The organism is Ruegeria sp. HKCCE3926 (assembly GCF_017872515.1).
Lineage (GTDB): Bacteria > Pseudomonadota > Alphaproteobacteria > Rhodobacterales > Rhodobacteraceae > Ruegeria.
Genome location: NZ_JAEDOU010000001.1, coordinates 459,724 through 485,868, shown reverse-complemented (window position 1 = coordinate 485,868; position 26,145 = coordinate 459,724). Strand labels below are relative to the sequence as shown.

The following is a 26,145-nucleotide window of genomic DNA, read 5'->3' as shown; positions in this document are numbered from 1 at the left end:
TCAGTCTCTTTTCTTGTGCCCATGCGGCCCGCGTTTGACGACCTCCTGCAATCGGTCTGCATAGGCCTGCCGTTCATCATTGCTCATGGCGGTCACACGTGCCAGCCATTGCGTTTGCAAGGCATGCTGCAAATCGGCGGTGGCCTGAGCTTGTTGTTGCAACAGAACCTGAACGGCGACCGGGTCGAAGGGCGTTGCGCGCAATGCCTGACTGAGCGCTTCAAAATCCTGAGCACGACCCTTGGATCCTTTTTTGTGCAGGCCCGTCAACTCGCCCCGCATCGCCTTTCGATCATCCTTGGGCAGGGCCCGGTACAACGCGGGGCCGAAGCCGGGCGGTGATTTGGCATGATCCCCACCTCTCAGGCGCAATACGGTGCCCACAGCGACACCGACAACCAGCAGGTTCAGCGCCAGTGACAAGGCCAGGACGACAGGCACCCACTTGCGTTTGGGCTTGGGATCAGCGTTCATTCCGTGCTCTCCAGAAAACTCGAGTCAAATCCAAGGTCAGCCACGAGGAAGGATGTCTCCTCTGACGTCAACAGGCTGGCCGGGTCCGGCAGAAAGGCCGGTGCGGAAAACCCGATCCAGACCCCGGCAGCGCTTGCGGCAACAAGCCCGCCAAGGCCCTGCCATCCTCCTACATTGCTAATCAACCTGTTCCATATCGAAGGCATCGGCTCCGGTGCAGGCGCAAGACGACCGAGGCGAACAGTTTCAGCATCCGTCTGGATGCGCACGGCAAGATCGTCCGGCAGTGCCGGTCGCTGCCGCTGTGCCTGTGCAAACAAATGATCAAGTTCCAGGTCTTCATCCGCCATTGTCATACCCCAGTTCTTCGCGTCGTCCAGCCAAGATCGCGGTCAGGCTGCGCTTGCCTCTTGCGGTCAGGCTTTCAACTGCTTCTACCGAAATGCCCATTATCCCGGCAATCTCGGGGTTGGGCAGCTCTTCAATATGGCGCAGCACGACCGCTTGTCGCTGCCGCTCGGGCAGCTCAGCCAAAGCCAACTGCAAGGCATCCTTGCGCGCCTCGTCCTGCATGCGGTCAACAACGCTGGCCTTGCCATCTTCGGGTTCGGGAACGTCCGACAACCTGTCGGGTGTCTTCTTGCGCCTGATGTCCACGCACAGGTTCAGCGTCACCCGATACAGCCAGGTCGATACCTTGGCCTGACCCGAAACCCAATTCGGCGCCATCTGCCACAACCGCATCATCGCATCCTGCGTCACGTCTTCCGCCTCGGCCCGATTGCCCAACATGCGCAAAGCAACCGAGTAACAGCGTGGCCCCAAACGATCGGTCAGGATCCGTGCCGCCCCCGCCTCACCATCAGCGAATTGCCTCAGCAACGCATCGTCGCTGAGTGTGTTCGCGGCGCAATCCGCGCCGCGAACATCTTGTGGGTGGGAGGTCAGATCCTCCATCCTGCATCAGTTATCGCTTGTATCCGATTTTTGATGCTTTTTCTTATGGTGCCGTCCCATCCGATCTTTGGCATCGGCAAATTCCTGTTCCGAGATTCCGCCACTGTTGTCCGCATCCATCCGATCAAACATCTTGTCAGCCCGGCGCGGTTTCGGCAACTCATCCTGGCTGAGGAAGCCATCTTTGTTCGCGTCGTTGTTTTCGAACATCCTGGCAACCCGATCACTGGCTTTCTTCTGGGCGGCAGCCTGCATTTCTTCCTGGCTCAGCTTTCCATCCCCATTGGTGTCCGCCTCGGTGAAACGAGCGGTTCGGTGCGCCTCCATCTCTTGTTGCGTCACCTGACCATCCCCATCGGCGTCCAATTCCTGAAAGGACACCGGCTCGCGGCCACCCGAGCCAGCGGCCAAAACAGAAGTACCGGTAATCGCAACCGCCGACATGACAATGGCCGAGATGAATGTAACGTTTTTCATTTCCGTTTCCTTTTGTTGACGCGGCCCGAGTGCCGCCGCTCATACCCATTCAAACGGGCCGCGCCAGGAATTCCGTCGCTGAATTCGATATTATTTTTGAAAGGTTCGGGACCGCCCCAAGACGAGGTGCCGGGCAGACGTTGCAAAGCGACGCACCCCCCTTTTAAATTTCCACGATCAGGCCCATTATCCGCAAAAGATTACTGCGCGAGTTACATTATGACGGATCAGACGATCGAGACGACCTCTGAAGATGAGCGTGAGACATGGCCAGCCCTGATCAAGGGGTTTCGCTGCAAATGCCCCAACTGCGGGGAAGGCAAGCTGTTGCACAGCTATCTCAAGGTCAATGACTCCTGCTCGAACTGCGGGCAGGAGTTGTTTCACCATCGCGCAGATGATGGGCCCGCCTACCTGACAATCCTGCTGGTCGGCCACCTGCTGGCGCCTGCTCTGCACGTGTCGTACGTGCATTGGCGGCCCGATCCGTGGACGATGGCCATCGGCTTTTCCGTCGCCTGCGTCGCCCTGTCCCTGTACCTGTTGCCACGCCTGAAAGGTGCAGTGGTGGCGTATCAGTGGGCACGCCGCATGCATGGCTTTGGAAAAACCGCGTGACCCGACCCAGTTGACCAGTTTGGACATGACACCCGACAAAACCGCCATCCGGGACGCAGCGACGGTTATCGTGCTGCGGGACAGATGGACAAACCCCTCGATCCTTATGGGGCAGCGCGGGTCCAAAGCGGCCTTCATGCCGAACAAGTTCGTCTTTCCCGGTGGCGCGGTTGATCCGGCTGACGCGGATGTTACATTGGCAACGGATTTACCGGATCTGTGCTTTGAACGTTTGGGCGAACAGGCCGAGCCGGGGATTCAATACGCCCTCGCCGCGGCCGCCATACGCGAGCTTTGGGAAGAAACCGGTCTTGTTCTCGGCCAGCCGGGCACATGGCCCGGTCAGGTACCTGACGATTGGCAGAGCTTTGCCGCGTTGGGTTACCTGCCAACTGCGGCTGCGCTTCAGTTCGTCTTTCGCGCGGTAACTCCACCGGGCCGTCCCCGCCGGTTCGATGCGCGGTTCTTTCTGGTCGACGCCGACGCTCTGCAAGGTGATGTGGATGATTTCAGTCACGCCTCGGATGAGCTGTCGCACCTGCAATGGGTGCCACTGGATCGGGCACGGGATCTGGATCTGCCGTTTATCACCGAGGTCGTTCTGGCGGAAATAGCGGCCCGGGTTACGTCCCCCGAGCCGCCATCGTCAGTTCCATTCTACAAAAACAACGAAGAAGCCAACCTGTTCCTGCGTCTCAGGGGCTATCCGATGCCAACCCACGACTGACGGATCGGTTTCACCGCATCCGGCTGACCACCACCGTCACTTCGGGCTTTTTGCCAATTTCCGCTTTGGCTGTCTGCCGCACGATGCGGCGCATTTCATCTTCCAGCTTGTCGTCATCGCGCAAGGTCTTGGCAGCGGCCCGCATCAGGAACTGGTTCAGATCCTCTTCCAGCACTTCGACCAACGCGGCACGGGACGTGCCGGTTTCGGGCAGCCCCATGGTATCGCACCACGGCTCGCCCAGCGGTTCGTCTTCTTCGTCCAGAACCACCGTCACTGTAACATGGCCGTTCAAAGCCATGCGGATACGGTCCCGCACCACGCCGTCAAGGGCACCAATCTTCACGGTGCCGTCCAGATATGTGCGACCGGTTTCAACATAATCGACGACCACAGGCGCATTGCCGCTGAGATCCAGCATGGTGCCGTTCACCGCCAGCACTCCGGTTCTGCCGCCCTGCTCTGCCAGTTTGACATGCTCGCGCAGGTGCCGGTGTTCGCCGTGCATCGGGATCACGAATTGCGGATCAGTCAGTGCGTGCACTTTCTCGAGGTCCGGCCGGTTCGCATGGCCCGAGACATGATAAAGGCCAGAACTGTCATCAACGACATCCACGCCCTTTTCGCTGAGCTGGTTCATGATGAAGATCACGCCCCGTTCGTTCCCGGGAATGGTCTTCGAGGAAAACAGGAACAGATCGCCTTCGGCCAGCTCCAGACCACGGTACTTGCCACGGGCCAGTTGGGCGCTTGCGGCCCGTCGTTCCCCCTGGCTGCCGGTCACGATCAGCATCAGGTTCTGGCGCGGAAGGTCCAGAGCCTCTTCGGCGCTGATCACCTTTGGAAAATCCGCAAGAATACCGGTTTCGGTCGCGGCTTCGATCATCCGACGCATCGCGCGCCCCAGCAGAACGACGGAACGCCCGGCCCGCGCACCTGCTTCGGCCAGCGTTTTGACCCGCGCGACGTTTGACGCAAAGGTGGTCGCCACGACCATACCTTCCGCGCCTTCGACCAGCTTGACAATCTCGGGGCCAACTTCGGATTCTGAACGCCCCGGATGGGTCGAAAACACATTCGTACTGTCACAGACCAGCGCCTTGATGCCGGGCTTGGCAACCTCGGCCCACAGGTCAGGGTCAAAGGCCTCTCCAACGACGGGTGCAGCATCCAGCTTGAAGTCGCCCGAATGCACTACACGCCCTGCGGGTGTGTCGATGACCAGTGCGGCACTTTCGGGAATCGAGTGCGAAACAGGAAGGAAGCCAACCGTGAACGGCCCGACGGACACCTGTTCAGGCCAGGCGGAAACAGTCGTGACCGCCTCGGTCGGGTGCGCGTGTTCTTCCATCTTGCGGCGCGCGATATTGGCCGTGAAGGCGCGCGCATAGACCGGCGCGCCCAAAGCTTCATAACAATGGGCCACGGCACCGACGTGGTCTTCATGGGCGTGCGTGATGAAAACACCATCCAGCCGGTCGGCACGCTCTTTCAGCCAAAAGATATCGGCATGGATAAGGTCAACGCCCGGCGTTGTGTCCATATCAGGAAAAGTGACGCCCAGATCCACAAGGATCAGGCGTTCCTTTCCCGGTTCACCGTAGCCGTACACATAGGCGTTCATGCCAATTTCGCCCGCGCCACCCAGCGGCAGGTAGATCAATCTTTCACTGCTCATACGGAGCCATTATCCTTGTTGTAGCGATGGATCACGGTTAGGCCGTGCATCGTCAGATCATCTTCGATTGCGTCGAACCCCACGTCGGCCTGATCGAACAAGGGGGCCAGCCCTCCGGTTCCAACGACTTTCATCGGCATTCCATACTCGGCCTTGATCCGGGCGATCAGCCCCTCGATCAAACCGGAATATCCCCAATACACGCCCGATTGAATACAACCAACCGTATTTGTGCCGATCACCTTCTCGGGACGCGTGATGTCGATATGCGGCAGTGCGGCTGCGCCCTGATGCAAAGCCTCAAGGCTGAGGTTCACACCCGGAGCGATAACGCCCCCCACATAGGCACCGTCCGCGGCGACAACGTCGAAATTTGTTGCGGTACCAAAGTCCACGACAACCACATTGCCACCATGGCGGTCAAAAGCGCCCACTGCATTGGCCAGTCGATCCGGGCCGGGCACCGTTCCTTCATCCACACGCGGCGGGACAGGCAACAGGCAATCGGGCTTGCCCACAACCAATGGTCTGCAACCAAAAAAGCGATCGGCAAAGATGCGCAGGTTGAACACGACACGTGGCACGGTCGAGGCAATGATGACATCCGAGATATTCGCCTCGATCCCATAATGTTTCACCAGCGTCGAATACCAGGTGAAATACGCGTCTGCCGTGCGCGCATGGTGGGTCGAGGTGCGCAGGGTGCACAGAAATTCCTCACCGTCCCAGATCGAGAAGACGGTATTGGTATTGCCGCAATCGATGGCCAGAAGCATCCGCGCCCCTCTCAGAAATAGACATCCGCCGCAGGAATGCTCACGCGGCCTTTGGCGGTGTTTAAGACAAGGTTACCACCTGCGTCCACCGTTTCGAAGGTTCCAACCGTTTCCGACGTACCGGTCCGCGCAGTGATGACCTCGCCCAACCGGGCCGCGCGGGACAGCCAGGCAGTGCGGATCGGTTCGAACCCATAGGTGACGAATTGGGTTTCATACCCGGCATAGGCCGCGGCCAGTTCGGTCAGAAAATCCTCGGGCGAGACATGTGCCCCGGTTTCCGAAAGAAGTGAGACGGGACGAACCGCGCCGGGCTCTACCGCGTCCGCATCCGGGGCATTGGCCAGATTCACTCCGATGCCGATGGACAGATGCGCCACGCCATGCCCCTGCCCCGTGCTTTCCAGCAGGATACCGGCAAGCTTGCCGCCGTTCAGCAGCACGTCATTGGGCCATTTCAGCGACAGTCCGGCAGCCCGCCCGGTAACGGCGACACACGCGTCAAAAAGGGCCAGCGCCGCCACGAAACTGCGCAAAGCCGCCTGTTCCGGCGCGCCCTGAGGACGCATCAGCAAGGTCGCCGCCAGGTTGCCCATCGGGTTGGCCCAGCTTCGTCCGCGCCGCCCGCGCGCCGCCGTCTGGTGATGCGCCATGATCCAGACAGGACCACGCGCATTCGGAGCAATCCGCGCCGCTTCATTCAGCGTGCTGTCGACTTCCTGCACCTCGTGCAGGCCATAGCCTTGGGGCCATTTTGTCATATCAAAAAGGCCCGGTCGCGCGACCGAGCCCCTCTTTCCGGTTGTGCAAAACGATCAGTTGACAAGCGTGGCCGCCGCGGCAGCTGCCGCGCCCTCGACACCGAACTGATAGAAGACGCCGACCAGCATCAGGGCCGCAGACCCCATCAATGCCACCCACAGAACAGGGGTCGACCGGGTTTCGATCGGCTCTTCGTTCTCGGCCCCGAAATACATGTAGAACACGATCCGCAGGTAATAGAAGGCACCGATGACCGAAGCGATGGCCGAGACGACGACCAGACCGGTCAGACCCGCACTGACGCCCGCCTGCCAGACGCCGAATTTCGCAAAGAAACCAAGCATCGGAGGCACGCCCGCCAGGCTGAACATCAGGATCAGCACCGCCAGCGCCTTGCCCGGATCACGTTTGGAGTATTGCCGCAGAGCGTCAATGTCGGTGATGGGTTTGCCGTCACGTTCCATCATCAGAATGAAGGCGAATGTGCCGATATTCATGGTCACGTAGATGGCCAGATACATGAGCATGGCCTTGATACCCAGCTCGGTACCAGCGGCCAGGCCAATCAGCGCATAGCCCATATGGGCAATCGACGAAAACGCCATCAGTCGCTTGATGTCGCGCTGCCCGATCGCGGCCACGGCCCCCAGCAACATCGACAGCACGGACAGCAGGACAATCACTTGCTGCCAGTCTTTGACAATGCCGCCGAACGCGTCATGCAACAGGCGCGCGAACAACGCCATCGCCGCAACCTTGGGCGCCGTGGCAAAGAAAGCCGTGATCGGTGTCGGAGACCCCTCGTAAACGTCCGGCGTCCACATATGGAACGGTACGGCCGAGACCTTGAAGGCCAGACCTGAGATCAGGAAGATCAGGCCAAACAGCAGCCCCAACGAAACATCGCCATGGTGAACTGTCTGGATGATGCCCGAGAACAACGTGGTGCCGGTGAAGCCATAGACCAGCGACGCGCCATAAAGCAGCAGACCCGAGCTCAGCGCACCCAGCACAAAATACTTCAGACCTGCCTCGGTCGATTTCGCGCTGTCACGACGCAGAGCGGCCACGACATAGAGCGACAGCGATTGCAGCTCGAGCCCCATGTAAAGCGACATCAGATCGCCTGCGCTGACCATCATCATCATCCCCACGGCGGCCAGTGCCACCAGCAAAGGATATTCAAAACGCAGCAGATCGCGGCGCGCCATGTATTCCTGGCTCATGACCAGTACTGCACCCGCCGACAAAAGGATAGCAACCTTGGCAAAGCGGGCAAAGCCGTCATCGACGAACATGCCGTTGAAGGCCACGTTTGTACCCCCGCCCTGAGTTGCAATCCAGATTGCCAGAAGGGCCATAAGACCCGCCGTGGTCCAGACCAGCAAAGGCGCCAGTCCGTCCTTTGTCGTGTAGACAGCCCCCAGCAGCGCCGCCATCGCATAAAGCGCCAGAACGATTTCCGGCAGGATGATTGTCAGATCAGCCTGGATCATGTCTCCAAAGTTCCCTTAATGCGAAGCGGCTGTCTGGGTCGCAGCCTCAGCCGCGGCCAGAGCCGTGTCATAGTTCGAAATCAGAGCCGCTGTGGATTGCCCGATTACATCGGTCACCAGCGACGGGTAGACACCCAGCAAGATGGTCATCACGATCAGCGGGGCGAAGATCAATCGCTCGCGCGAGCTCATGTCGGTCATCGCCTTAAGGCTTTCCTTGATCAGATCGCCAAACACGACCCGGCGGTAGAGCCACAGCGCATAACCCGCCGAGAAGATCACACCGGTCGCTGCCACAGCCGTTACCCAGGTGTTGACCTGAAACGCGCCCATCAGGGTCAGGAATTCACCGATGAAGCCACTGGTGCCCGGCAGGCCCACATTGGCCATGGTAAACAACATAAAGACCAGCGCGTAGGCTGGCATCCGGATCACCAGACCGCCATAAGCCTCGATATCGCGGGTGTGCATCCGGTCATAGATCACGCCAACGCACAGGAACAGCGCGGCCGAGATGAACCCGTGGCTGAGCATCTGGAAGATCGCGCCATCGATGCCCTGCTGGTTTGCCGCGAAAATACCCATGGTCACAAAGCCCATATGCGCGACCGAGGAATAGGCGATCAGTTTCTTCATATCCTCCTGCACCAGCGCCACCAAAGAGGTATAGACAACCGCGATGGCAGACATCCACAGCACCAGATCGGTCATCACGGCCGAACCCACCGGGAACATCGGCAGGCTGAACCGCAGGAAGCCATAGCCGCCCATCTTCAGAAGGATCGCGGCCAGTACGACCGATCCCGCCGTGGGCGCCTGAACGTGGGCGTCCGGCAACCAGGTATGCACCGGCCACATCGGCATTTTCACCGCGAACGAGGCAAAGAAGGCCAGGAACATCAGGGTCTGCATGCCACCGACAACATAGATGCCCAGCACGCTGAAGCCCTCGGACGAGAACTGGTGCGTCATCAGCGCGGCAATGTCCGTGGTGCCCGCATCCGCATACATTGCAACCATGGCGACCAGCATCAAGACCGAGCCGAGGAAGGTGTAGAGGAAGAACTTGAAGCTGGCGTAGATCCGATCCTTGCCGCCCCATATCCCGATGATCAGGAACATCGGAATAAGACCTGCTTCGAAGAACAGGTAGAACAGTACCAGATCAAGCGCCATGAAGACGCCCAGCATCAGCGTTTCCAGCAGCAGGAAGGCAACCATGTATTCCTTGACACGGTCCGTGACATTCCAGCTGGCCAGAATGGTCAGCGGCATGATGAAGGTCGTCAGCAGAACGAACAGGACACTGATGCCATCAACACCCATCTTGTATTTGAGGCCCATCAGCCACTCACCCTCTTCCACCATCTGGAAACCGGGGTTCGACGGGTCAAAGCCTGTATAGATGCCGATGGAAACCAGGAAGGTCACAGTGGTGGCCAGCAGAGCAATCCACTTGGCGTTCCGCTGTGCCGCCGCATCGTCACCTTGCAGGAACAAGGCCAGAATGCCTGCGGCGATGGCGGGGATAAACGTGACGATCGAAAGGATATAATCCATTACTGGGCCCCTCCGCCGATCGACATCCAGGTGACAAGGGCCGCGATGCCCAGCACCATCCAGAAGGCATAGGTAAAGATGTACCCGGTCTGCGCCTTGCCGGCGAGGCGGGTGAAGAAGGGAACAACGCCCATTGCTACTCCGTTCAGGAAGCCATCGATTGTATTGCCGTCACCGCGTTTCCACAGGAAGCGGCCAAGCGCCACAGTGGGTTTTACGAAGACCGCATCGTAGATTTCGTCGAAATACCACTTGTTCAGAAGGAACAGGTACAGCGGACGCTGATTTGCAGCCAGACGTGCCGGCAGCGACGTATTCACGATGTAGAACCAATAGGCCACGACAAAGCCAAGCAACATGGCGACGAAGGGTGAAACCTTGACCCATTTCGGAGCCGCATGCGCATCGTCCAGAACATGGTTGTCCGGCGCCATGTAAAGCGCGCCCTCGCCGGGCTGGCCCGCAAAGACATAGTGATGATCGCCACCCTTTGCATCCTTCTCACCATGACCTTCATCGGCATGACTGTCAGCCGCGTGGCTTTCATCCGCATGGCTGTCTTCACCGTGCGAAGCATCCGCCGCCGCATGATCACCGGCCTCGGCATGTTCTGACGCTTCGGCAACCGGAATACCGTAGAACTTGCCGACCTTGTCCGCATGGCCAAAGAAATTGCCATACCAGATCATCCCGGCAAACACCGCACCCAGCGACAGAACGCCCAGCGGCACCAGCATGGTCATCGGGCTTTCATGTGCGTGGTCATGCGTATGCTTGTCGCCACGCGGTTTGCCAAAGAAGGTCAGGAAAATCAGACGCCAGCTATAGAACGAGGTGAACATCGCCGCGATCACCAGCATCCAGAAGGCGTAGCCGGTTCCGCCCGCATAGGCGCTTTCGATGATCGCGTCTTTAGACAGGAACCCGGCAAAACCGATTGTGGTAAGCGGAATGCCGACACCCGTGATGGCCAACGTTCCGATCATCATTGCCCAGAAGGTGTAAGGGATCTTTTTGCGCAGACCGCCATATTCCGTCATCTCCTGCTCGTGATGCATGGCGTGGATCACGGAACCGGCACCGAGGAACAGCAGCGCCTTGAAGAAAGCGTGCGTGAACAGGTGGAACATCGCCGCCGAATACATGCCGACGCCCGCGGCCACGAACATGTATCCCAGCTGGGAACAGGTCGAATACGCAATGACGCGCTTGATGTCGGTCTGTACCAGACCCACGGTCGCCGCGAAGAACGCTGTCGAGGCCCCAAGGAAGGTGATGAACCCGGTCGCGCCCGGCGCGAACTCCATCAGCGGCGACATGCGGCAGACAAGGAACACGCCCGCTGTCACCATGGTGGCCGCGTGGATCAGGGCCGACACCGGCGTCGGGCCTTCCATCGCGTCCGGCAACCAGGTGTGCAGGATCAGCTGCGCGGATTTACCCATCGCACCGATGAACAGCAGAACACAGATCACCTCGACCGCGGTCCATTCGCCCCACAGGAAATGCAGCTTTTCTTCTGCAAGCGCGGGTGCCGATGCGAAAATGTCCGAAAAGTTGATGCTGTCGGTCAGGAAGAACAGCGCGAAGATGCCCAGAGCAAAGCCGAAATCGCCCACACGGTTGACGATGAACGCTTTCATCGCCGCCGCATTTGCCGACGGCTTGCGATAGTAGAAGCCGATCAGCAGATACGAGGCAACACCCACGCCTTCCCAGCCAAAGAACATCTGCACAAGGTTGTCCGCCGTCACCAGCATCAGCATCGCGAAGGTAAAGAAGGACAGATAGGCAAAGAAACGCGGCTTATAGCTTTCGCCTTCGCGCCATTGCGGGTCGTGATCCATGTAGCCAAAGCTGTAGAGATGCACGAGCGCCGAAACCGTGGTGACCACGATCAGCATGATGGCGGTCAGCCGGTCCAGACGGATGGCCCACGAGGTCGAGAGCGACCCGCTTTCGATCCAGCGCATGATCTCGATCTGTTGTGTGTGCCCGTCGAACGAGAAGAACACGAGCCATGACAGCAGACAAGCCAGAAACAGCAGGCCCGTGGCGGTCCACATGGCGGCCTTCTCGCCAATGAATCTCCAGCCAAACCCGCAGAGCAGCGCGCCCACCAGCGGGGCAAAGAGGATGGTGGTTTCCATAGTTCTCTTAGCCCTTCATCATATTGACGTCTTCAACCGCGATGGTGCCGCGGTTGCGGAAGAAGCAGACCAGAATGGCCAACCCGATCGCCGCCTCGGCCGCCGCCACGGTCAGAACGAACAGCGTAAACACCTGCCCGACCAGATCGCCGAGGAAACTGGAAAACGCCACGAGGTTGATATTCACCGCCAGCAGCATCAGTTCGATGCTCATCAGCAGGATGATGACGTTCTTGCGGTTCAGGAAGAGACCGAAGATGCCGATGACGAACAGCGTCGCCGCGACCGTAAGATAGTGTTCAAGTCCGATCATCGTCTCAAAGTCCCTGCCCCGGTTTTACGTCCTTCAATTCCATCGCCTTGGCCGGGTCGCGCATCATCTGGCCGACGATGTCCTGACGCTTGATGTCCTGACGGTGGCGCAGCGTCAGCACGATGGCACCGATCATGGCCACCAGCAGGATCAGGCCCGCCAGCTGGAACAGAAGGAAGTATTGATCGTAAAGAATGACGCCAAGCGCCTCGGTGTTGTGACGGTCCGCCGGGACCGGCTGCGCCAGATTGGCCGCGGCACCCTGTGCGCTATCCCATGCCCCGAAGGCCATGACGAACTGCATCAGGATGACCAGACCGATCAGCAGGGCCAGGGGCATATAGCGCGCCATTTCGGCCTTGAGCTCGGCAAAGTCCACGTCCAGCATCATCACCACGAACAGGAACAGAACCGCGACCGCGCCGACATAGACGATTACCAGCAGCATCGCCACGAACTCGGCCCCCAGCAGCACGAACAGCCCTGCCGAGGACAGAAACGCCAGGATCAGCCACAGCACCGAGTGCACTGGCTGGCGGCTGATCACCGTGAACAGCCCGCCGGTAATGGCGCTGATGGCAAACAGGTAGAAGGCAAAGACGGTCATTGATCCTCATCCTCGTTGTCGCCCATGACCTCTTGCGCCAGATCCAGCGCGCGGGTCATGGCCGGGATGCCGGCAAAGACCGACATCTGACCGATCGTTTCCACGATCTCTTGTTTCTTGGCACCCGCCTCCAAAGCGTGGCGCACGGTCTGACGCACTGCCGAGTCCGCCTGAGCGCCCTGACAGGTCAGCCCGGCCAGCGTCAGCAGAAGGCGGGTCTTGGCATCCAGCCCGTCCTTGTTGACGGTGTTGCCGAACATCATCTCCATGACCTCTTTCGGCATGGTCGGCCACAGCGCCTCGAACCCCTTGGGCGAGAAGCTTTCCATCGCCGGGTTCATCGCCTTGGCCATGTCCTGAGCCTGCTTCATCATCAGCTCGAACGGATTTGTCGGGCTGTCACTCATCGGTAAGGCGCGTCCATTTCCAGATTGCGGGCGATCTCGGCTTCCCAGCGTTCGCCGTTGTCCAGCAGTTTCTGCTTGTCATAGAACAGCTCTTCGCGGGTTTCCGTTGCGAACTCGAAATTCGGGCCTTCGACGATGGCATCGACCGGGCAGGCTTCCTGACAGAAGCCGCAATAGATGCACTTGGTCATGTCGATGTCATAGCGCGTGGTGCGGCGGCTGCCGTCCTCACGCGGTTCAGCGTCGATGGTGATGGCTTGGGCCGGGCAGATCGCCTCGCAGAGTTTGCAGGCGATGCAGCGTTCTTCACCATTCGGATAGCGGCGCAGAGCGTGTTCGCCGCGGAAACGTGGGGACAGAGGCCCCTTTTCGTGCGGATAGTTCACCGTGGCCTTGGGCGCGAAGAAATACTTCAGCCCCAGCTTCATGCCGACCCAGAAGTCCTGCAGAAGGAAGTATTTGGCAGCGCGGGTGTAGTCGATTTGGGTCATATCAGCCTCCTACGCTCCAACGGGCAAATGCGCCCCAGAACCAGTCGAATTTCGCCGCAAAGGCCACGAAAACCACCCAAGCCAGCGAGAATGGCAGGAACACTTTCCAGCCCAGCCGCATCAGCTGGTCATAGCGGTAGCGGGGCGTGATCGCCTTGACCATTGCGAAGATGAAGAAGAAGAACGCCATCTTGGCCACCATCCACAGAACGCCGTCCGGCAGGCCAGGGATCGGGGACAGCCAGCCGCCGAAGAACAGCAGAGAGGTCAGCGCGCACATCAGGAAGATGGCGATGTATTCGCCTGCCATGAACAGCAGGAAAGGCGTGGCCGAATATTCGACCTGATAACCGGCGACCAGTTCCGATTCCGCCTCGGGCAAGTCAAACGGTGGTCGGTTGGTTTCGGCCAGGGCCGAGATGAAGAACAGGAACACCATCGGGAAATGCGGCAGCCAGTACCAGCTGAAGAAGCCGAACGAGCCGTCCTGAGCGCGCACGATGTCGCCAAAATTCATCGAGCCGGTCGAAATGATCACACCGATGATGATCAGGCCGATCGAAACCTCGTACGAAATCATCTGCGCGGCCGAGCGCAGCGAGCCCAAGAACGGGTACTTTGAGTTCGACGCCCAACCGCCCATGATCACGCCATAAACCTCGAGCGAGGACACCGCGAATACATAGAGGATCGCGACGTTGATATCCGACAGAACCCAGCCATCGTTGAACGGGATCACCGCCCAGGCGATCATCGCCAGAACGAAGGATGTCAGCGGTGCGAGGATAAAGACCGTCCGGTCGGCGCCCGCAGGAATGACGACCTCTTTCACCACATATTTCAGGGCATCCGCCACCGATTGCAGCAAGCCATAGACGCCCACCACGTTGGGGCCTCGGCGCATCTGGACAGCGGCCCAGATCTTGCGGTCCCCGTAAACAAGGAACAACAGTGAAATCATCACAAAGGCAACAACGGCAAGCACTTGCGCCAGAATGATGATGGCTATTCCGCCTGGGGTGTTAAAGAATTCAGCCATTGGTCCTCACACCGTGGGTATTCCGTTTTCCGCGCGCGATGCAAAGGCCAGAAGCCTGCGCAAACTGCGGCTGGGTCGGCGCGTTGGTGTAAACAGCATCTGCCGCCATTGCGCCACCCTTAATATTCGGTTTCACACGCAAATCAGGCGCGGCCAACTGCCGCCCGGCACCGGATGCGCCGATCTGCGATATGAAAATGGTCTGGGTCATTCCGCCGCGATCTTCTCGGATTTGCGGGCCTGCGCCTGTGCCGAAAGCTCGGCCATCAACTGTGAAGCCCGTGCGATCGGGTTGGTCAGGTAGAAGTCCTTGATCGCATAGCGGAAAGCTGCGTTGCCCAGAGTACCGGCGTCGAGAGCTTTCACATCGTTCTCGATCACTTCGTCGATACGGGCCAGATGCGGAACCGCCTTGATCAAGGCCGTGCGCAACTGTGCCAGAGAGTCGTAGGGCAGTGTTGCACCCAGTTCGGCCGACAAGGCGCGCAGGATGGCCCAGTTTTCCTTCGCCTCACCCGGCGCAAAACCGGCCCGCATCGCCAGTTGAGGGCGACCTTCGGTGTTTACGAACACGCCGTTTTCCTCGGTATAGGCCGCGCCCGGCAGGATCACATCGGCGCGGTGTGCACCCCGGTCACCATGGCTGCCCTGATAGATCACAAAGGCGCCTTCGCCGATCTCGACCTCATCCGCACCAAGGTTGTAGATCACGTCGGCGGCGCTGATCGCGTCCATTCCGCCTTCGTTCGTGGCACCCACATCCATCGCACCAACGCGCGATGCCGCAGTGTGCAAAACGATCAGACCACTTTCTGTATTGGCCGCGATGGCTTGCGCAGCAGCCAGCACGGCGGCGCCGTCCGCTTCCTGCAAAGCGCCCTGACCGATGATGACCAACGACCGTTTTCCCTTGATCTCATCATCTCCGCCCATGTTGACAACTTTTTGCAGCGCTGTTCGATCATCGCCAACATGCTGATACTCATATGTCAGATCGACCGCAGGACCGACCAAAGCGACTTCGGCCCCATGCGCCCACGCCTTGCGGATGCGCGCGTTCAGGACAGGCGCTTCGTCACGTGGGTTGGTACCGATCAGCAGGATACGTTCCGCTGTGTCGATATCTTCAATCGCGGCGGTGCCAGCGTAAGCGCCACGATTGCCCGCCGGAAGCTTTGCGCCATCGGTACGGCATTCGACAACACCACCCTGCCCTTCGATCATCTGTTTCAGCGCAAACGCCGCCTCGACCGGAGCCAGATCGCCCACGATACCGGCGGGTTTCTCGGCGCCTTTCAGCGCCTCTGCTGCCTTGGTCAGCGCCTCGGACCATGAGGCCGGGCGCAGCTTGCCGTTTTTACGGACATAGGGCTTGTCCAAACGCTGACGGCGCAGGCCATCCCAGACAAAGCGGGTCTTGTCGCTGATCCATTCCTCGTTCACGCCGTCATGATTGCGCGGCAGGAAACGCATGACTTCACGGCCTTTGGTATCGACGCGTATGTTCGATCCCAACGCATCCATCACATCGATGCTTTCGGTTTTGGTCAATTCCCACGGACGTGCAGTAAAGGCGTAAGGCTTGGAGGTCAGCGCCCCGACAGGGCACAGATCGATGATGTTGCCCTGCAAATTCGAATCCAGCGTCTGGTTCAGATACGAGGTGATCTCGGCATCCTCACCGCGCCCGGTCTGACCCATCTGAGTTATCCCGGCAACTTCGGTGGTGAAGCGCACGCAGCGCGTGCAGCTGATGCAGCGGGTCATTGCGGTGCCAACCAGCGGGCCAAGATCCAGATCATCGACCGCCCGCTTTGCTTCCTTGAAGCGGGATCCGGACATGCCATAGGCCATCGCCTGATCCTGAAGGTCGCATTCGCCACCCTGATCACAGATCGGGCAATCCAGCGGATGGTTGATCAGCAGGAACTCCATCACGCCTTCGCGGGCCTTTTTGACCATGGGCGAGTTCGTCTTGACCACCGGGGGTTGACCTTCAGGCCCCGGACGCAGGTCACGCACCTGCATCGCGCAGGAGGCCGCAGGTTTCGGCGGCCCGCCGACGACCTCGACCAGGCACATCCGGCAATTGCCAGCAATCGACAGACGCTCGTGATAACAAAAGCGCGGCACTTCGACCCCGGCTTGTTCACAAGCCTGGATCAGGGTCATCGCGCCATCGACTTCGATTTCCTGTCCGTCGATATTGATCTTGCGGAGGTCAGACATGGCTTTCAATTCGCCCTCAAATAAACGCCAATGGCGCTGTTTCTTTGGATTTCCTTCTGCCCCAGAGTGCAGAATGTGTTGGGGTTGTCATAGGTCACGCCATTCGAAGCCAGATACGCCTCGCCCTTGGCGCGCATCCGGTCTTTTTCAGCATCCGATTCGACGTAAGTGCGGATTTCGGTGTCCGAATACCCCAGTTTGTTCGCCTTGGAGCGCAGCCCCCACATCACACTGATCGCTTTCAATCGACGCCCGCTGATCGAGGGGCAATATTCCGAAATTTCATTTGCGATCGCGATGTAATAGAGTTCGTCGTCGATCTCTTTGACATCCCTCAAGGGCGGCTTCGCATTTGCAACGGCAGGCAATGTGACCAAGGTAGCCAGCGCAAGTGTTTTGGCAATAGACATGGATTTTCCCTTCGTTTTGGACGCACCAAAACGAACCGGTCCGGTCTTGCTAGGCAATAGCGGCCGGCAATCCATGTCGTGATATGCAAAACCGCGCGTCATGGCCGTTGGCATTTTCCCGCAAAGGTCAATTGATCATCACTGATGCGCAAGTTTTGCGGTTCGGTGTCCGGCCCCACTTTCCAATCGATCCGCGAAGACCCGAAATTCTGCACGCAAAACTTGGTTCCTTCATGACGGCCGGCCTCACGTGCGCCGTCCAGCGATGCGGACGCACCCTTTACCACAACGGTAAAGTCCGTTGGCGATGCTTTCTTGTCGACCGCCTTCGCCTTTGCCTTGAACGCTTTTCCATCGAACAGAATACGATCTTCCGACGGCTTGATGATGCCGCAGGCGGACACGCTTGCCAGTGCCAGCAGGACTACAAGGGTTCTTGAGGCCTTCATACTATCCCTCTTCGTGTTCTCATCTGCCGGGACGCCATCAGAACGCCGCCACCAATGCCATAAGCCCAATCACAAACATGCAGGCCCAGCCCAATACATACAGCACGGACCGAAGGCCACTGTTCGGCTTGCCTATGCCTTTGATGTGCACCACCAGCATCACCAACCGCGCAACCAATGCGACAGACGCCAGCAGATTGACCCAGAACGGGCTGGCGCCCAGCAATACCGCCGCAGTCACAACAGCCACAAACGCCGGAAGCGTTTCCGTTCCGTTCAGATAGGCCCGGTTCAGTCGATAGGCCTGGTCGGAATAGTCCTGCTCAGGGGTCGCCCCAGGCGCGAGGCCTTTGCCCTGCTTGGCCAGCGCTGAAAACGGGGCCAGGAACAGAACCACCAGCGTGAAAAGCACAACCGATGAAATCGCGTGGCTGTATTCTGCAAACATGTCCATCCCGATCACTCCGCCGCCATCGCACCCATACGGCCCGATTTCTGAGCCTTGATGCGGTCTTCGATTTCTTCACGGAAATTCCGGATCAGGCCCTGGATCGGCCAGGCGGCCGCATCGCCGAGCGCGCAGATCGTGTGACCTTCCACCTGTTTGGTCACATCAAACAGCATGTCAATCTCTTCCAGCTCGGCCTCGCCGCGCACCAGGCGGTCCATGACCCGCATCATCCAGCCAGTGCCTTCGCGGCAGGGCGTGCACTGGCCGCAGCTTTCGTGTTTGTAGAATTTTGACAGGCGCCAGATCGCCTTGATGATGTCGGTGGACTTGTCCATCACGATCACCGCCGCCGTTCCAAGCCCCGAGCCCAGATCGTTGCGCAGATAATCGAAATCCATGATCGCGTCGCGCATGTTCTCACCGCGCACACACGGAACCGAGGATCCTCCGGGGATCACGGCTAGCAGATTGTCCCAGCCACCGCGAATGCCGCCGCAATGGGTCTCGATCAGCTCCTCGAAGGAAATTGACATCGCCTCTTCCACGACGCAGGGGTTGTTGACGTGACCCGAGATCGCAAACAGCTTGGTGCCCGCGTTGTTCTGGCGGCCGAAACCTGCGAACCAATCCGCCCCACGGCGCAGGATCGTAGGTACGACGGCGATGGATTCGACGTTGTTCACGGTCGTCGGGCAGCCATACAAACCCGCACCTGCCGGGAACGGCGGCTTCATCCGCGGCATGCCCTTTTTACCTTCGAGGCTTTCAATCAGCGCGGTTTCCTCGCCACAGATATAGGCGCCCGCCCCGTGGTGCAGAAATAGGTCGAAATCCCAGCCCGAGCCCGCGGCATTCTTGCCCAGCAGACCCGCGTCATAGGCCTCGTCAATCGCGGCCTGCAACGCCTCGCGTTCGCGGATGTACTCACCACGCAGGTAGATGTAGCAGGTGTGGGCATTCATGGCGAAAGACGCGATCAGGCAGCCCTCGATCAGCGTATGTGGATCATGGCGCATGATCTCGCGGTCTTTGCAGGTGCCGGGTTCGGATTCGTCCGCGTTGACCACCAGATAGGACGGGCGCCCGTCGCTTTCTTTGGGCATGAACGACCATTTGAGACCGGTCGGGAAACCCGCGCCGCCGCGTCCGCGCAGCCCGGAATCCTTCATCGTCTGGATGATCCAGTCGCGCCCTTTATCAATCAGGCCAGCAGTGCCGTCCCAATGCCCGCGGGCCTGCGCACCTTTCAGTGTGCGTTCATGCATCCCGTAGATGTTGGTAAAGATCCGGTCCTGATCCTTCAGCATCGCGTGTTACCTTCAGCTGTCCTGACGCATGCGCCAGAGTTGAAAAATGTTGACGCCCGCATAGATGAATCCCGCCAGAGCGGCGAAATCAAACAGCAGCGCATGCCGGGTTGTCAAACCCAGCGCGGGGCCAATGAACAGGTTCATCGCAAGCCAGATCAGCATGGTCACGGCGATGACCACCCCGATATGTCGGCCCTTGCGGGCTATGGCCTGTTCCTTGTCCTTGTCCATCTTCCCCCGAAGCCCGGAACGGGCATCCGTCTAGTCTTCGTATGTGCCCTCGGATTTGGCACGTTTGGCGAATTCGGTTTCCTCACCGGCAGCAAGCTTGGTCGCCTGCTCGATCCAGCCATCGCGTTCGATCCGGCCTTTGAATTTCAATCGCGCATCGACCCAGGCCACATGTTCGGGCGTCCAGGCCGCGATCTGGTCATAGTGATAGAAACCCAGCTCGTTTAGCGTTTCTTCCAGCTTGGGGCCGACGCCTTTCAACAATTTAAGGTCATCCGCCTTGCCGTCACGTGCCGCGGTTAGAGTGTTAGGCTGGGTTTCCTGAACGTCTGGGCCATCCGTCTTTGCTGCAGCGCCCTCGGGAGATGCCGGTTCGGTATGGGTAGATTTTTTGGTTCCACTCTGTTGTGCCGCCGTCTTGCCGGGCTCCGGCTTTTTCGGCGGTTGAGGAGCGGAACCGGAAGCTTCGGCTTTGCCATCCTTACCAAGCCAAGGAGTCAGGATCGGAACTTCGGTTCCGTCGATACGCTTGACCGTGTCCCCAAGCTCTGTCGCCAGTTCAACACTCGCGTTGTATTTCGGCTTGCCGGCTTCATATTCGGACAGGCTGGAAAGCCCTTTCAACGGCTCGGCCGCGTAACGCCCATTCTGAGGACCGGGCGTCGGCACCTTGCCCGCCACCAGATCGTCGAGGATCCTGCCAAAGCTCTCGGCGGTCAGGTCCTCATAGTAATCCTTGCCGATCTGCGCCATCGGCGCATTGGTGCACGATCCCAGGCACTCGACCTCTTCCCAGCTCAGCTTGCCATCGGCAGAAAGTTCATGCGGTTTCGCCGCGATCTTTTCCTTGCAGACCGCGATCAGATCCTCGGCCCCGCAGATCATGCAGGACGTCGTGCCGCAGACCTGAATATGCGCCACAGATCCTACTGGTTGCAGCTGGAACATGAAGTAGAACGAGGCGACCTCGAGCACGCGGATATAGGCCATGCCCAGCATATCCGCGACCGATTCAATCGCCGGACGGCTCAGCCATCCCTCTTGTTCCTGCGCACGCCAGAGTAGCGGGATCACCGCGCTGGCCTGACGCCCCTCGGGGTATTTGGTAATCTGCGCTTTGGCCCATTGCTGGTTGGCAGCGGTGAAGGCAAAGCTTTCGGGTTGTTCGGGGTGCAGACGGCGCAGCATTAGCAGGCATCTCCGATCACGATGATATAGGGGGCGTCCTGATGCGCGCGACCTTGTTCGACAAGGAAGGCAATCAGATCAGGCGTTTCGGCCTGTGAAAAACCGGCGGGGCGCAATTTTATCTCGGCTTCTTCTTCGACCATACGGCACCCATTCAAACGCACGAAGTCAAATAAGGCGTCGGCACGCCTTGCCGTATCCTCGGGCGCAAGTCCATGCGCACCGCAAATCGCAGGCGCAATCTCGAATACGGGACCGTCCAGACCAGCCAACCCCCGTTCGGCCCAGGAATTGATCACGGCGCTGACATCCTCGGGGCGCAGGTCACGCGCAGAAAAAGCCTCCTCGGTTTGCGAAATATCCAGCCGACAGCCGTTTTCCCGCATAACCTCCAGCACTTTTGCCGTCGGGTGAGTCGATGCGGCCTGCGCCGGTAGGGCAGCCACGAGGGCCAGAATCAGGGCAAAGCATCTCACCGATCAATCTCCCCAAACACAACGTCCATGGTGCCGATGATGGCGGCGACGTCGGCCAGTTGGTGGCCTTTGGCAACGTGGTCCATGGCTTGCAGGTGCAGGAAACCGGGCGCGCGCAGTTTGGCGCGATAAGGCTTGTTGGTGCCGTCGGCGACCAGATAGACGCCGAACTCGCCCTTGGGGGCCTCGACGGCGGCATAGACCTCACCAGCCGGCACGTGGAAGCCTTCGGTATACAGTTTGAAGTGATGGATCAGGCTTTCCATCGAGGTCTTCATGTCCGAGCGTTTTGGCGGGGTGATCTTGCCGCGCGCCAGAACGTCACCGGGGCACTCGCGGATTTTGGCGATGGCCTGACGGATGATCAGCAGCGACTGGCGCATTTCCTCCATGCGGACAAGGTAGCGGTCATAACAGTCGCCGTTCTTGCCGACGGGGATCTGGAATTCGAACTCGTCGTAGCACTCGTAGGGCTGCGCGCGACGCAGGTCCCAGGCCAGACCCGATCCACGCACCATCACGCCCGAGAAGCCGTATTTCTGGATGTCATCTTCGGTCACCACGCCGATATCGGCGTTGCGCTGCTTGAAGATGCGGTTTTCGGTCAGCAGCCCGTCAATGTCATCAAGGACGCTTGGGAACTCGTGACTCCAGGCCTCGATATCGTCCAGCAGTTCCGGCGGCAGGTCCTGATGCACACCGCCGGGGCGGAAATAAGCCGCGTGAAGGCGGGCCCCGCAGGCACGCTCATAGAACACCATCAGCTTTTCGCGTTCTTCAAAGCCCCAAAGCGGCGGGGTCAACGCGCCCACATCCATCGCCTGCGTGGTCACGTTCAGCAGGTGGTTGAGGATGCGGCCGATCTCGGAATACAGAACCCGGATCAGCGAACCCCTACGCGGTACTTCAACCCCGGTCAGCTTTTCGATGGCCAGACACCAGGCATGTTCCTGGTTCATCGGCGCCACGTAATCCAGACGGTCGAAATAGGGCAGGTTTTGCAGATACGTCCGGCTTTCCATCAGCTTTTCGGTGCCGCGGTGCAGCAGGCCGATATGCGGGTCGCAGCGCTCGACAATCTCGCCGTCCAGTTCAAGCACCAAACGCAGAACCCCGTGCGCCGCAGGGTGTTGCGGGCCGAAGTTAATGTTAAAGTTGCGGATCTTCTGTTCTCCGCTCAGCGCGTCCGTGCTGCCGTCATCGTATCTTGAGCCGTCCATCAACGCCCTCGTTTCTTTTTCGCATCGGCCCGAACCCGAACCTTTTCCGCCTCGGCCGCTTTGGCAGCAGCCCCGGCCAGCAGAACCCCCAGCGCCCCCAACGCGATCAGTTCCCCCAGACCCATCAGCGGCGCTCCAGCTCTTGCAGTTTAAGCCCGACCCACCACAGCAGGGCGATCGTGCCAAAGGGAACCAGACACAGCAGGCACCAGTATTTGTTGATCCCGAAGAACGGCAATATCTTCACCATCGGAATGATGGTCAGCGCAGACAGGATCAGCCACCAGATGCCACCCATTATTCGGTCTCCTGTTTCTCATCCCCCGGCAGAATGTAGTTCGCACCTTCCCATGGGGACATGAAATCAAACTGACGGTACTCCTGCACGAGACTGACCGGCTCGTAGACGACGCGTTTCTGCGCCTCGTCATAGCGGACCTCGGTATAGCCAGTGGTCGGAAAATCCTTGCGCAGCGGATGACCGCGAAAGCCATAGTCGGTCAGGATGCGGCGCAGATCTGGGTGGCCCGAGAACAGGATGCCGAACATGTCGTACACCTCACGCTCGAACCAGTTGGCCGAGGGGTGCACGTCAACGATGGACGGCACCATGTCATCCTCGCGGATCGACACCCGCAGCCGGATGCGCTGGTTCTGGTACATCGACAGGAAGTGATAGACGACATCGAACCGTTTGGCGCGTTCGGGGTAATCCACACCGGTGATATCCACCAGCGACGAGAATTTGCAGCTCTGGTCGGATTTCAGGAATTCGACGAATTCCACAAGGTTTGACGGCGCCACATCCACGTTCAGTTCGCCATGGGTCACGTCCCATGACAGAACGCAATCAGATCGTTTGATTTCCAGCTGCGCGCCGAGTTCCTTGAGTGCTTCGCTCATCAGCTCTCTCCTCAGCGGACAATTGTGCCGGTACGGCGGATTTTGCGTTGCAACTGCATCAGACCGTAAAGCAGTGCCTCAGCAGTCGGAGGGCATCCGGGCACGTAGATGTCCACCGGAACAACCCGGTCACAGCCACGTACGACGGAATAGGAATAGTGGTAATACCCACCGCCATTCGCGCAAGACCCCATCGAGATCACATAGCGCGGCTCGGGCATCTGGTCATAGACCTTGCGCAGCGCGGGCGCCATCTTGTTGGTCAGGGTTCCGGCCACGATCATCACATCCGACTGACGCGGAGACGCTCGGGGGGCAATGCCAAACCGTTCCGCATCATAACGCGGCATTGAGGTATGCATCATCTCAACTGCGCAGCAGGCCAGACCAAAGGTCATCCAGTGCAGCGAGCCGGTACGGGCCCAGTTGATGATGTCTTCGGTCGAGGTCAGCAGGAACCCTTTGTCCTGCAGCTCGGCATTCAGGGCCTGGGTGGCGACTTCTTTGTCGACGCCAGCGGTGTTTGCACCTGTCATCACTCCCATTCCAGCGCCCCTTTCTTCCATTCATAGGCAAAGCCGATGGTCAGAACACCCAGGAACACCATCATGGACCAGAACCCGACATCGCTGATGTCCTTGAAGCCGACGGCCCAGGGAAACAGGAAGGCAATTTCAAGATCGAAGATGATGAACAGAATCGAAACCAGATAGAATCGGACGTCGAATTTCATCCGCGCATCGTCGAAGGCATTGAAACCACATTCATATGCGCTGACCTTTTCGGGGTCGGGATTGCGGACGGCCAGTACGACGGCGGCCAGAATCAAGACGATCCCAAGGCCAACGGCAACGGCCAGAAACACCAGAATCGGGAGGTACTCCCGCAGCAGGTCTTCCACGAATAGCTCCTTTCCTGCGCATGCCCCGATCCGGGTGCGCCGTCAATTGGCGTGTTGACTGGACATTCTCTATCCCCGCGGGGTCAGAGGGTCAACCGAACACAGCCCCCTTCGCGATCAAACCTGCGCTTGACAGCGCGGCATAGAATCGCAGCACCGGCGTTTGGCATTGGCATGGCGGAACCTTGTAAAACCTACTTATTCCATGCAGGTTTTCGTTTTTCAAAAAACGCCGCGATCCCTTCGTGTGCCTCGTGTGTTTCCCACCGCTCGACCAACTCGCCTATGGTCTGATCGATCACGGCATCGTCGATGCGCGGCCCCAAAGCGCGCACCAGCGCCTTGGCAGAGGCAACCGCCCCGGGCGCGCAAGACAAATAGGGGCGAATTTCGTCCTCAACGGCCTCCGAAAGCCGATCTGCCGACACGGTTTTCGCCAGCAGGCCCAGATCAACGGCCTCGGACGCATCGAACAGACGGGCCGACATGAAGACCCGGCGCGCGCGGGCTTCGCCCATGCGGGCGATGACATAGGGGCCAATTGTTGCGGGGATCAGCCCCAGGCGCGTTTCGGTCAACCCCATCATCAGACTGTCGACCCCGATCGCGACATCGCACACGGCCGCCATGCCCACCCCGCCCCCAAAGGCATTGCCCTGCAACGCCCCGATCAGAGGCTTTGGCATCGTGTTCAGAGCCTGCAACATCTCGGCCAGTTTGCGCGCCTCGACAAAACGCGTCTTTTTGTCAGCCGCCATCTGGTCCTGCATCCACCCCAGATCACCGCCGGCACAAAACGTCCTGCCCGCCGCGGCCAGAACGACCGCCCGGACCGCGTCATCCTGACCAAGTTGCGATGCGGCGTCGGTCAATTCCGTGATCATCTGCCCCGACATGGCATTGTGTTTTTCCGGCCGGTTCAGGGTGAGCGTCGCGACACCGCGCCTATCCGTCGAGATCGTGATCGTTTCAAACATGTCAGCCCCGCAAAGCCCTGGCCATCTGCGCGGCCTCTTCAACAACGTCGATATCCAGGCCAGTTTCGTATCCCAGCCGATGCAAATGTGCCGCAACCTCCTCGGTCGCCACGTTACCGGCCGCACCCGGGGCGTAGGGGCAACCGCCCAACCCTCCCACGGCTGCATCGAACACCCGCACGCCCAGCGCCAATGCCGCATCGATGTTGTCGATCGCGCGCCCGTTGGTGTCATGGAAATGCCCCGCCAGCCGCGTCACTGGAACCCTCTCGCGCACTGCCAGAAGCATATGTGCAACCTTGTCCGGAGTTCCCTGCCCTATCGTGTCGCCCAGCGAAACCTCGTAACAGCCCAGCGCGAAAAGCCGATCAGCAACCTCAGCCACTTTTTCGGGCGGCGTCGGACCGTCATATGGGCAATCCGTAACGCATGAGACATAGCCACGAACCGGCAGGTCGATATGGCGCGCCGCCTCCAGAATCGGCGTGAACCGCTCGATCGACTCGGCGATGGAGGCATTGATATTGGCCTTCGAGAATCCTTCGGAGGCCGAGGCAAACACGGCAATCTCGTCCGCCCTGGCCGCCAGCGCGTCGCCATAGCCATGCATGTTCGGCGTCAGCGCGGCATAGCGCACCCCATTCGCACGCGTTATCCCCCCCAGCACCTGAGCGGAACCCGCCATCTGCGGCACCCATTTCGGGGACACGAAGCTTGCAACTTCGATCCGGCGAAACCCCGCCCGGCTGAGACAGTCGATCAAGGCGATCTTGTCCGCGACCGGTATTTCGCGTTTTTCGTTTTGCAGCCCGTCGCGCGGCCCGACCTCATAGATTTCGACCAGCTCACCCATGTCCGCCCCCCTTCT

General features: G+C 59.4%; 34 protein-coding genes. 2 read left to right on the top strand and 32 right to left on the bottom strand.

Going from position 1 to position 26,145, the window contains the following annotated elements:
- Genes I9184_RS02460 through I9184_RS02445 form a run of 4 tightly spaced genes read right to left on the bottom strand, consistent with a single transcriptional unit; the run spans position 1 to position 1,908 of the window.
- Positions 1 to 474, bottom strand: coding sequence for a periplasmic heavy metal sensor (locus I9184_RS02460; RefSeq protein ID WP_209832609.1), 474 nt, complete (start codon positions 472 to 474; stop codon positions 1 to 3).
- Complete coding sequence (locus tag I9184_RS02455; protein WP_209832607.1) at positions 471 to 824, bottom strand: hypothetical protein; 354 nt, start codon at positions 822 to 824, stop codon at positions 471 to 473. Before I9184_RS02455 ends, I9184_RS02460 begins: the two co-directional genes overlap by 4 nt.
- On the bottom strand, positions 814 to 1,431 hold the full coding sequence (locus I9184_RS02450; RefSeq protein ID WP_171631179.1) for an RNA polymerase sigma factor: 618 nt from the start codon (positions 1,429 to 1,431) through the stop codon (positions 814 to 816). Before I9184_RS02450 ends, I9184_RS02455 begins: the two co-directional genes overlap by 11 nt.
- Before the next feature lie 6 nt (positions 1,432 to 1,437).
- A complete protein-coding gene (locus tag I9184_RS02445; protein WP_171631177.1) occupies positions 1,438 to 1,908 on the bottom strand; it encodes an EF-hand domain-containing protein in 471 nt (156 codons plus the stop codon).
- Between the two features lie 219 nt (positions 1,909 to 2,127).
- On the opposite strand from I9184_RS02445, the gene I9184_RS02440 reads away from it, so the two are divergent.
- Positions 2,128 to 2,526, top strand: coding sequence for a DUF983 domain-containing protein (locus tag I9184_RS02440; RefSeq protein WP_209832605.1), 399 nt, complete (start codon positions 2,128 to 2,130; stop codon positions 2,524 to 2,526).
- Between the two features lie 25 nt (positions 2,527 to 2,551).
- A complete protein-coding gene (locus I9184_RS02435) occupies positions 2,552 to 3,253 on the top strand; it encodes an NUDIX hydrolase (protein WP_209833685.1) in 702 nt (233 codons plus the stop codon).
- 10 nt (positions 3,254 to 3,263) lie between these two features.
- On the opposite strand, the gene I9184_RS02430 is transcribed toward I9184_RS02435, so the two are convergent.
- The 28 genes from I9184_RS02430 to I9184_RS02300 all read right to left on the bottom strand — a co-directional run bounded on the left by I9184_RS02430 (position 3,264) and on the right by I9184_RS02300 (position 26,130).
- A complete protein-coding gene (locus tag I9184_RS02430; RefSeq protein WP_171631175.1) occupies positions 3,264 to 4,931 on the bottom strand; it encodes a ribonuclease J in 1,668 nt (555 codons plus the stop codon).
- Entirely contained in the window at positions 4,928 to 5,707 is a 780-nt protein-coding gene (locus I9184_RS02425; RefSeq protein ID WP_171631173.1) for a type III pantothenate kinase, read from the bottom strand. The genes I9184_RS02430 and I9184_RS02425 overlap by 4 nt, the downstream gene beginning before the upstream one ends.
- An 11-nt stretch (positions 5,708 to 5,718) precedes the next feature.
- Complete coding sequence (locus I9184_RS02420; RefSeq protein WP_171631171.1) at positions 5,719 to 6,468, bottom strand: biotin--[acetyl-CoA-carboxylase] ligase; 750 nt, start codon at positions 6,466 to 6,468, stop codon at positions 5,719 to 5,721.
- A gap of 54 nt (positions 6,469 to 6,522) precedes the next feature.
- Positions 6,523 to 7,965, bottom strand: coding sequence for an NADH-quinone oxidoreductase subunit NuoN (gene nuoN, locus I9184_RS02415; protein WP_209832603.1), 1,443 nt, complete (start codon positions 7,963 to 7,965; stop codon positions 6,523 to 6,525).
- A gap of 15 nt (positions 7,966 to 7,980) precedes the next feature.
- On the bottom strand, positions 7,981 to 9,525 hold the full coding sequence (locus tag I9184_RS02410; protein WP_171631166.1) for an NADH-quinone oxidoreductase subunit M: 1,545 nt from the start codon (positions 9,523 to 9,525) through the stop codon (positions 7,981 to 7,983).
- On the bottom strand, positions 9,525 to 11,675 hold the full coding sequence (gene nuoL / locus I9184_RS02405) for an NADH-quinone oxidoreductase subunit L (RefSeq protein ID WP_209832601.1): 2,151 nt from the start codon (positions 11,673 to 11,675) through the stop codon (positions 9,525 to 9,527). The genes I9184_RS02410 and nuoL overlap by 1 nt, the downstream gene beginning before the upstream one ends.
- Positions 11,676 to 11,682: 7 nt before the next feature.
- Positions 11,683 to 11,988, bottom strand: a complete 306-nt coding sequence (gene nuoK, locus I9184_RS02400; protein ID WP_005984024.1) for an NADH-quinone oxidoreductase subunit NuoK — start codon at positions 11,986 to 11,988, stop codon at positions 11,683 to 11,685.
- A gap of 4 nt (positions 11,989 to 11,992) precedes the next feature.
- On the bottom strand, positions 11,993 to 12,595 hold the full coding sequence (locus I9184_RS02395; protein ID WP_209832599.1) for an NADH-quinone oxidoreductase subunit J: 603 nt from the start codon (positions 12,593 to 12,595) through the stop codon (positions 11,993 to 11,995).
- On the bottom strand, positions 12,592 to 13,002 hold the full coding sequence (locus I9184_RS02390; RefSeq protein ID WP_170476531.1) for a carboxymuconolactone decarboxylase family protein: 411 nt from the start codon (positions 13,000 to 13,002) through the stop codon (positions 12,592 to 12,594). The genes I9184_RS02395 and I9184_RS02390 overlap by 4 nt, the downstream gene beginning before the upstream one ends.
- Positions 12,999 to 13,493 (bottom strand): NADH-quinone oxidoreductase subunit NuoI, encoded by a 495-nt coding sequence (gene nuoI / locus I9184_RS02385; protein WP_170397042.1) that lies wholly within the window; start codon positions 13,491 to 13,493, stop codon positions 12,999 to 13,001. Before nuoI ends, I9184_RS02390 begins: the two co-directional genes overlap by 4 nt.
- A 1-nt stretch (position 13,494) precedes the next feature.
- Entirely contained in the window at positions 13,495 to 14,532 is a 1,038-nt protein-coding gene (nuoH, locus tag I9184_RS02380) for an NADH-quinone oxidoreductase subunit NuoH (protein WP_152458581.1), read from the bottom strand.
- Positions 14,525 to 14,743, bottom strand: coding sequence for a hypothetical protein (locus I9184_RS02375; protein ID WP_171631160.1), 219 nt, complete (start codon positions 14,741 to 14,743; stop codon positions 14,525 to 14,527). The genes nuoH and I9184_RS02375 overlap by 8 nt, the downstream gene beginning before the upstream one ends.
- Complete coding sequence (nuoG, locus tag I9184_RS02370) at positions 14,740 to 16,761, bottom strand: NADH-quinone oxidoreductase subunit NuoG (protein WP_209832597.1); 2,022 nt, start codon at positions 16,759 to 16,761, stop codon at positions 14,740 to 14,742. Before nuoG ends, I9184_RS02375 begins: the two co-directional genes overlap by 4 nt.
- Before the next feature lie 5 nt (positions 16,762 to 16,766).
- Positions 16,767 to 17,171 carry a DUF5333 domain-containing protein gene (locus I9184_RS02365; RefSeq protein WP_171631156.1) on the bottom strand — a complete coding sequence of 135 codons (405 nt, stop codon included), beginning with the start codon at positions 17,169 to 17,171 and terminating at the stop codon, positions 16,767 to 16,769.
- Positions 17,172 to 17,269: 98 nt separating this feature from the next.
- Entirely contained in the window at positions 17,270 to 17,620 is a 351-nt protein-coding gene (locus I9184_RS02360; protein WP_171631153.1) for a hypothetical protein, read from the bottom strand.
- Between the two features lie 37 nt (positions 17,621 to 17,657).
- Entirely contained in the window at positions 17,658 to 18,074 is a 417-nt protein-coding gene (locus tag I9184_RS02355) for an MAPEG family protein (RefSeq protein ID WP_171115040.1), read from the bottom strand.
- A gap of 5 nt (positions 18,075 to 18,079) precedes the next feature.
- Positions 18,080 to 19,378 carry an NADH-quinone oxidoreductase subunit NuoF gene (gene nuoF / locus I9184_RS02350; protein ID WP_209832595.1) on the bottom strand — a complete coding sequence of 433 codons (1,299 nt, stop codon included), beginning with the start codon at positions 19,376 to 19,378 and terminating at the stop codon, positions 18,080 to 18,082.
- Between the two features lie 12 nt (positions 19,379 to 19,390).
- Entirely contained in the window at positions 19,391 to 19,612 is a 222-nt protein-coding gene (locus tag I9184_RS02345; RefSeq protein ID WP_171115038.1) for a DUF5337 domain-containing protein, read from the bottom strand.
- A gap of 30 nt (positions 19,613 to 19,642) precedes the next feature.
- Positions 19,643 to 20,800 carry an NADH-quinone oxidoreductase subunit E gene (locus tag I9184_RS02340; protein ID WP_209832593.1) on the bottom strand — a complete coding sequence of 386 codons (1,158 nt, stop codon included), beginning with the start codon at positions 20,798 to 20,800 and terminating at the stop codon, positions 19,643 to 19,645.
- The gene (locus I9184_RS02335) at positions 20,800 to 21,276 is read right to left on the bottom strand and encodes a hypothetical protein (protein WP_209832591.1); all 477 of its coding nucleotides are present in this window, start codon (positions 21,274 to 21,276) and stop codon (positions 20,800 to 20,802) included. The genes I9184_RS02340 and I9184_RS02335 overlap by 1 nt, the downstream gene beginning before the upstream one ends.
- Positions 21,273 to 22,496, bottom strand: a complete 1,224-nt coding sequence (locus I9184_RS02330) for an NADH-quinone oxidoreductase subunit D (protein WP_171631140.1) — start codon at positions 22,494 to 22,496, stop codon at positions 21,273 to 21,275. The genes I9184_RS02335 and I9184_RS02330 overlap by 4 nt, the downstream gene beginning before the upstream one ends.
- Positions 22,496 to 22,621: a hypothetical protein gene (locus tag I9184_RS21035; RefSeq protein WP_256368965.1), complete on the bottom strand. Its 126-nt coding sequence runs from the start codon at positions 22,619 to 22,621 to the stop codon at positions 22,496 to 22,498. Before I9184_RS21035 ends, I9184_RS02330 begins: the two co-directional genes overlap by 1 nt.
- On the bottom strand, positions 22,621 to 22,794 hold the full coding sequence (locus tag I9184_RS02325) for a hypothetical protein (RefSeq protein WP_010442775.1): 174 nt from the start codon (positions 22,792 to 22,794) through the stop codon (positions 22,621 to 22,623). Before I9184_RS02325 ends, I9184_RS21035 begins: the two co-directional genes overlap by 1 nt.
- Positions 22,794 to 23,399, bottom strand: a complete 606-nt coding sequence (locus I9184_RS02320) for an NADH-quinone oxidoreductase subunit C (RefSeq protein ID WP_171631137.1) — start codon at positions 23,397 to 23,399, stop codon at positions 22,794 to 22,796. The genes I9184_RS02325 and I9184_RS02320 overlap by 1 nt, the downstream gene beginning before the upstream one ends.
- 11 nt (positions 23,400 to 23,410) lie before the next feature.
- Positions 23,411 to 23,944: an NADH-quinone oxidoreductase subunit B gene (locus I9184_RS02315; RefSeq protein ID WP_010442777.1), complete on the bottom strand. Its 534-nt coding sequence runs from the start codon at positions 23,942 to 23,944 to the stop codon at positions 23,411 to 23,413.
- Positions 23,935 to 24,300 (bottom strand): NADH-quinone oxidoreductase subunit A, encoded by a 366-nt coding sequence (locus I9184_RS02310; RefSeq protein ID WP_050602775.1) that lies wholly within the window; start codon positions 24,298 to 24,300, stop codon positions 23,935 to 23,937. The genes I9184_RS02315 and I9184_RS02310 overlap by 10 nt, the downstream gene beginning before the upstream one ends.
- Positions 24,301 to 24,494: 194 nt before the next feature.
- Positions 24,495 to 25,277, bottom strand: coding sequence for a crotonase/enoyl-CoA hydratase family protein (locus I9184_RS02305; protein WP_209832589.1), 783 nt, complete (start codon positions 25,275 to 25,277; stop codon positions 24,495 to 24,497).
- Between the two features lies 1 nt (position 25,278).
- Positions 25,279 to 26,130 (bottom strand): hydroxymethylglutaryl-CoA lyase, encoded by an 852-nt coding sequence (locus I9184_RS02300; protein WP_171631130.1) that lies wholly within the window; start codon positions 26,128 to 26,130, stop codon positions 25,279 to 25,281.
- Positions 26,131 to 26,145 lie beyond the last annotated feature (15 nt).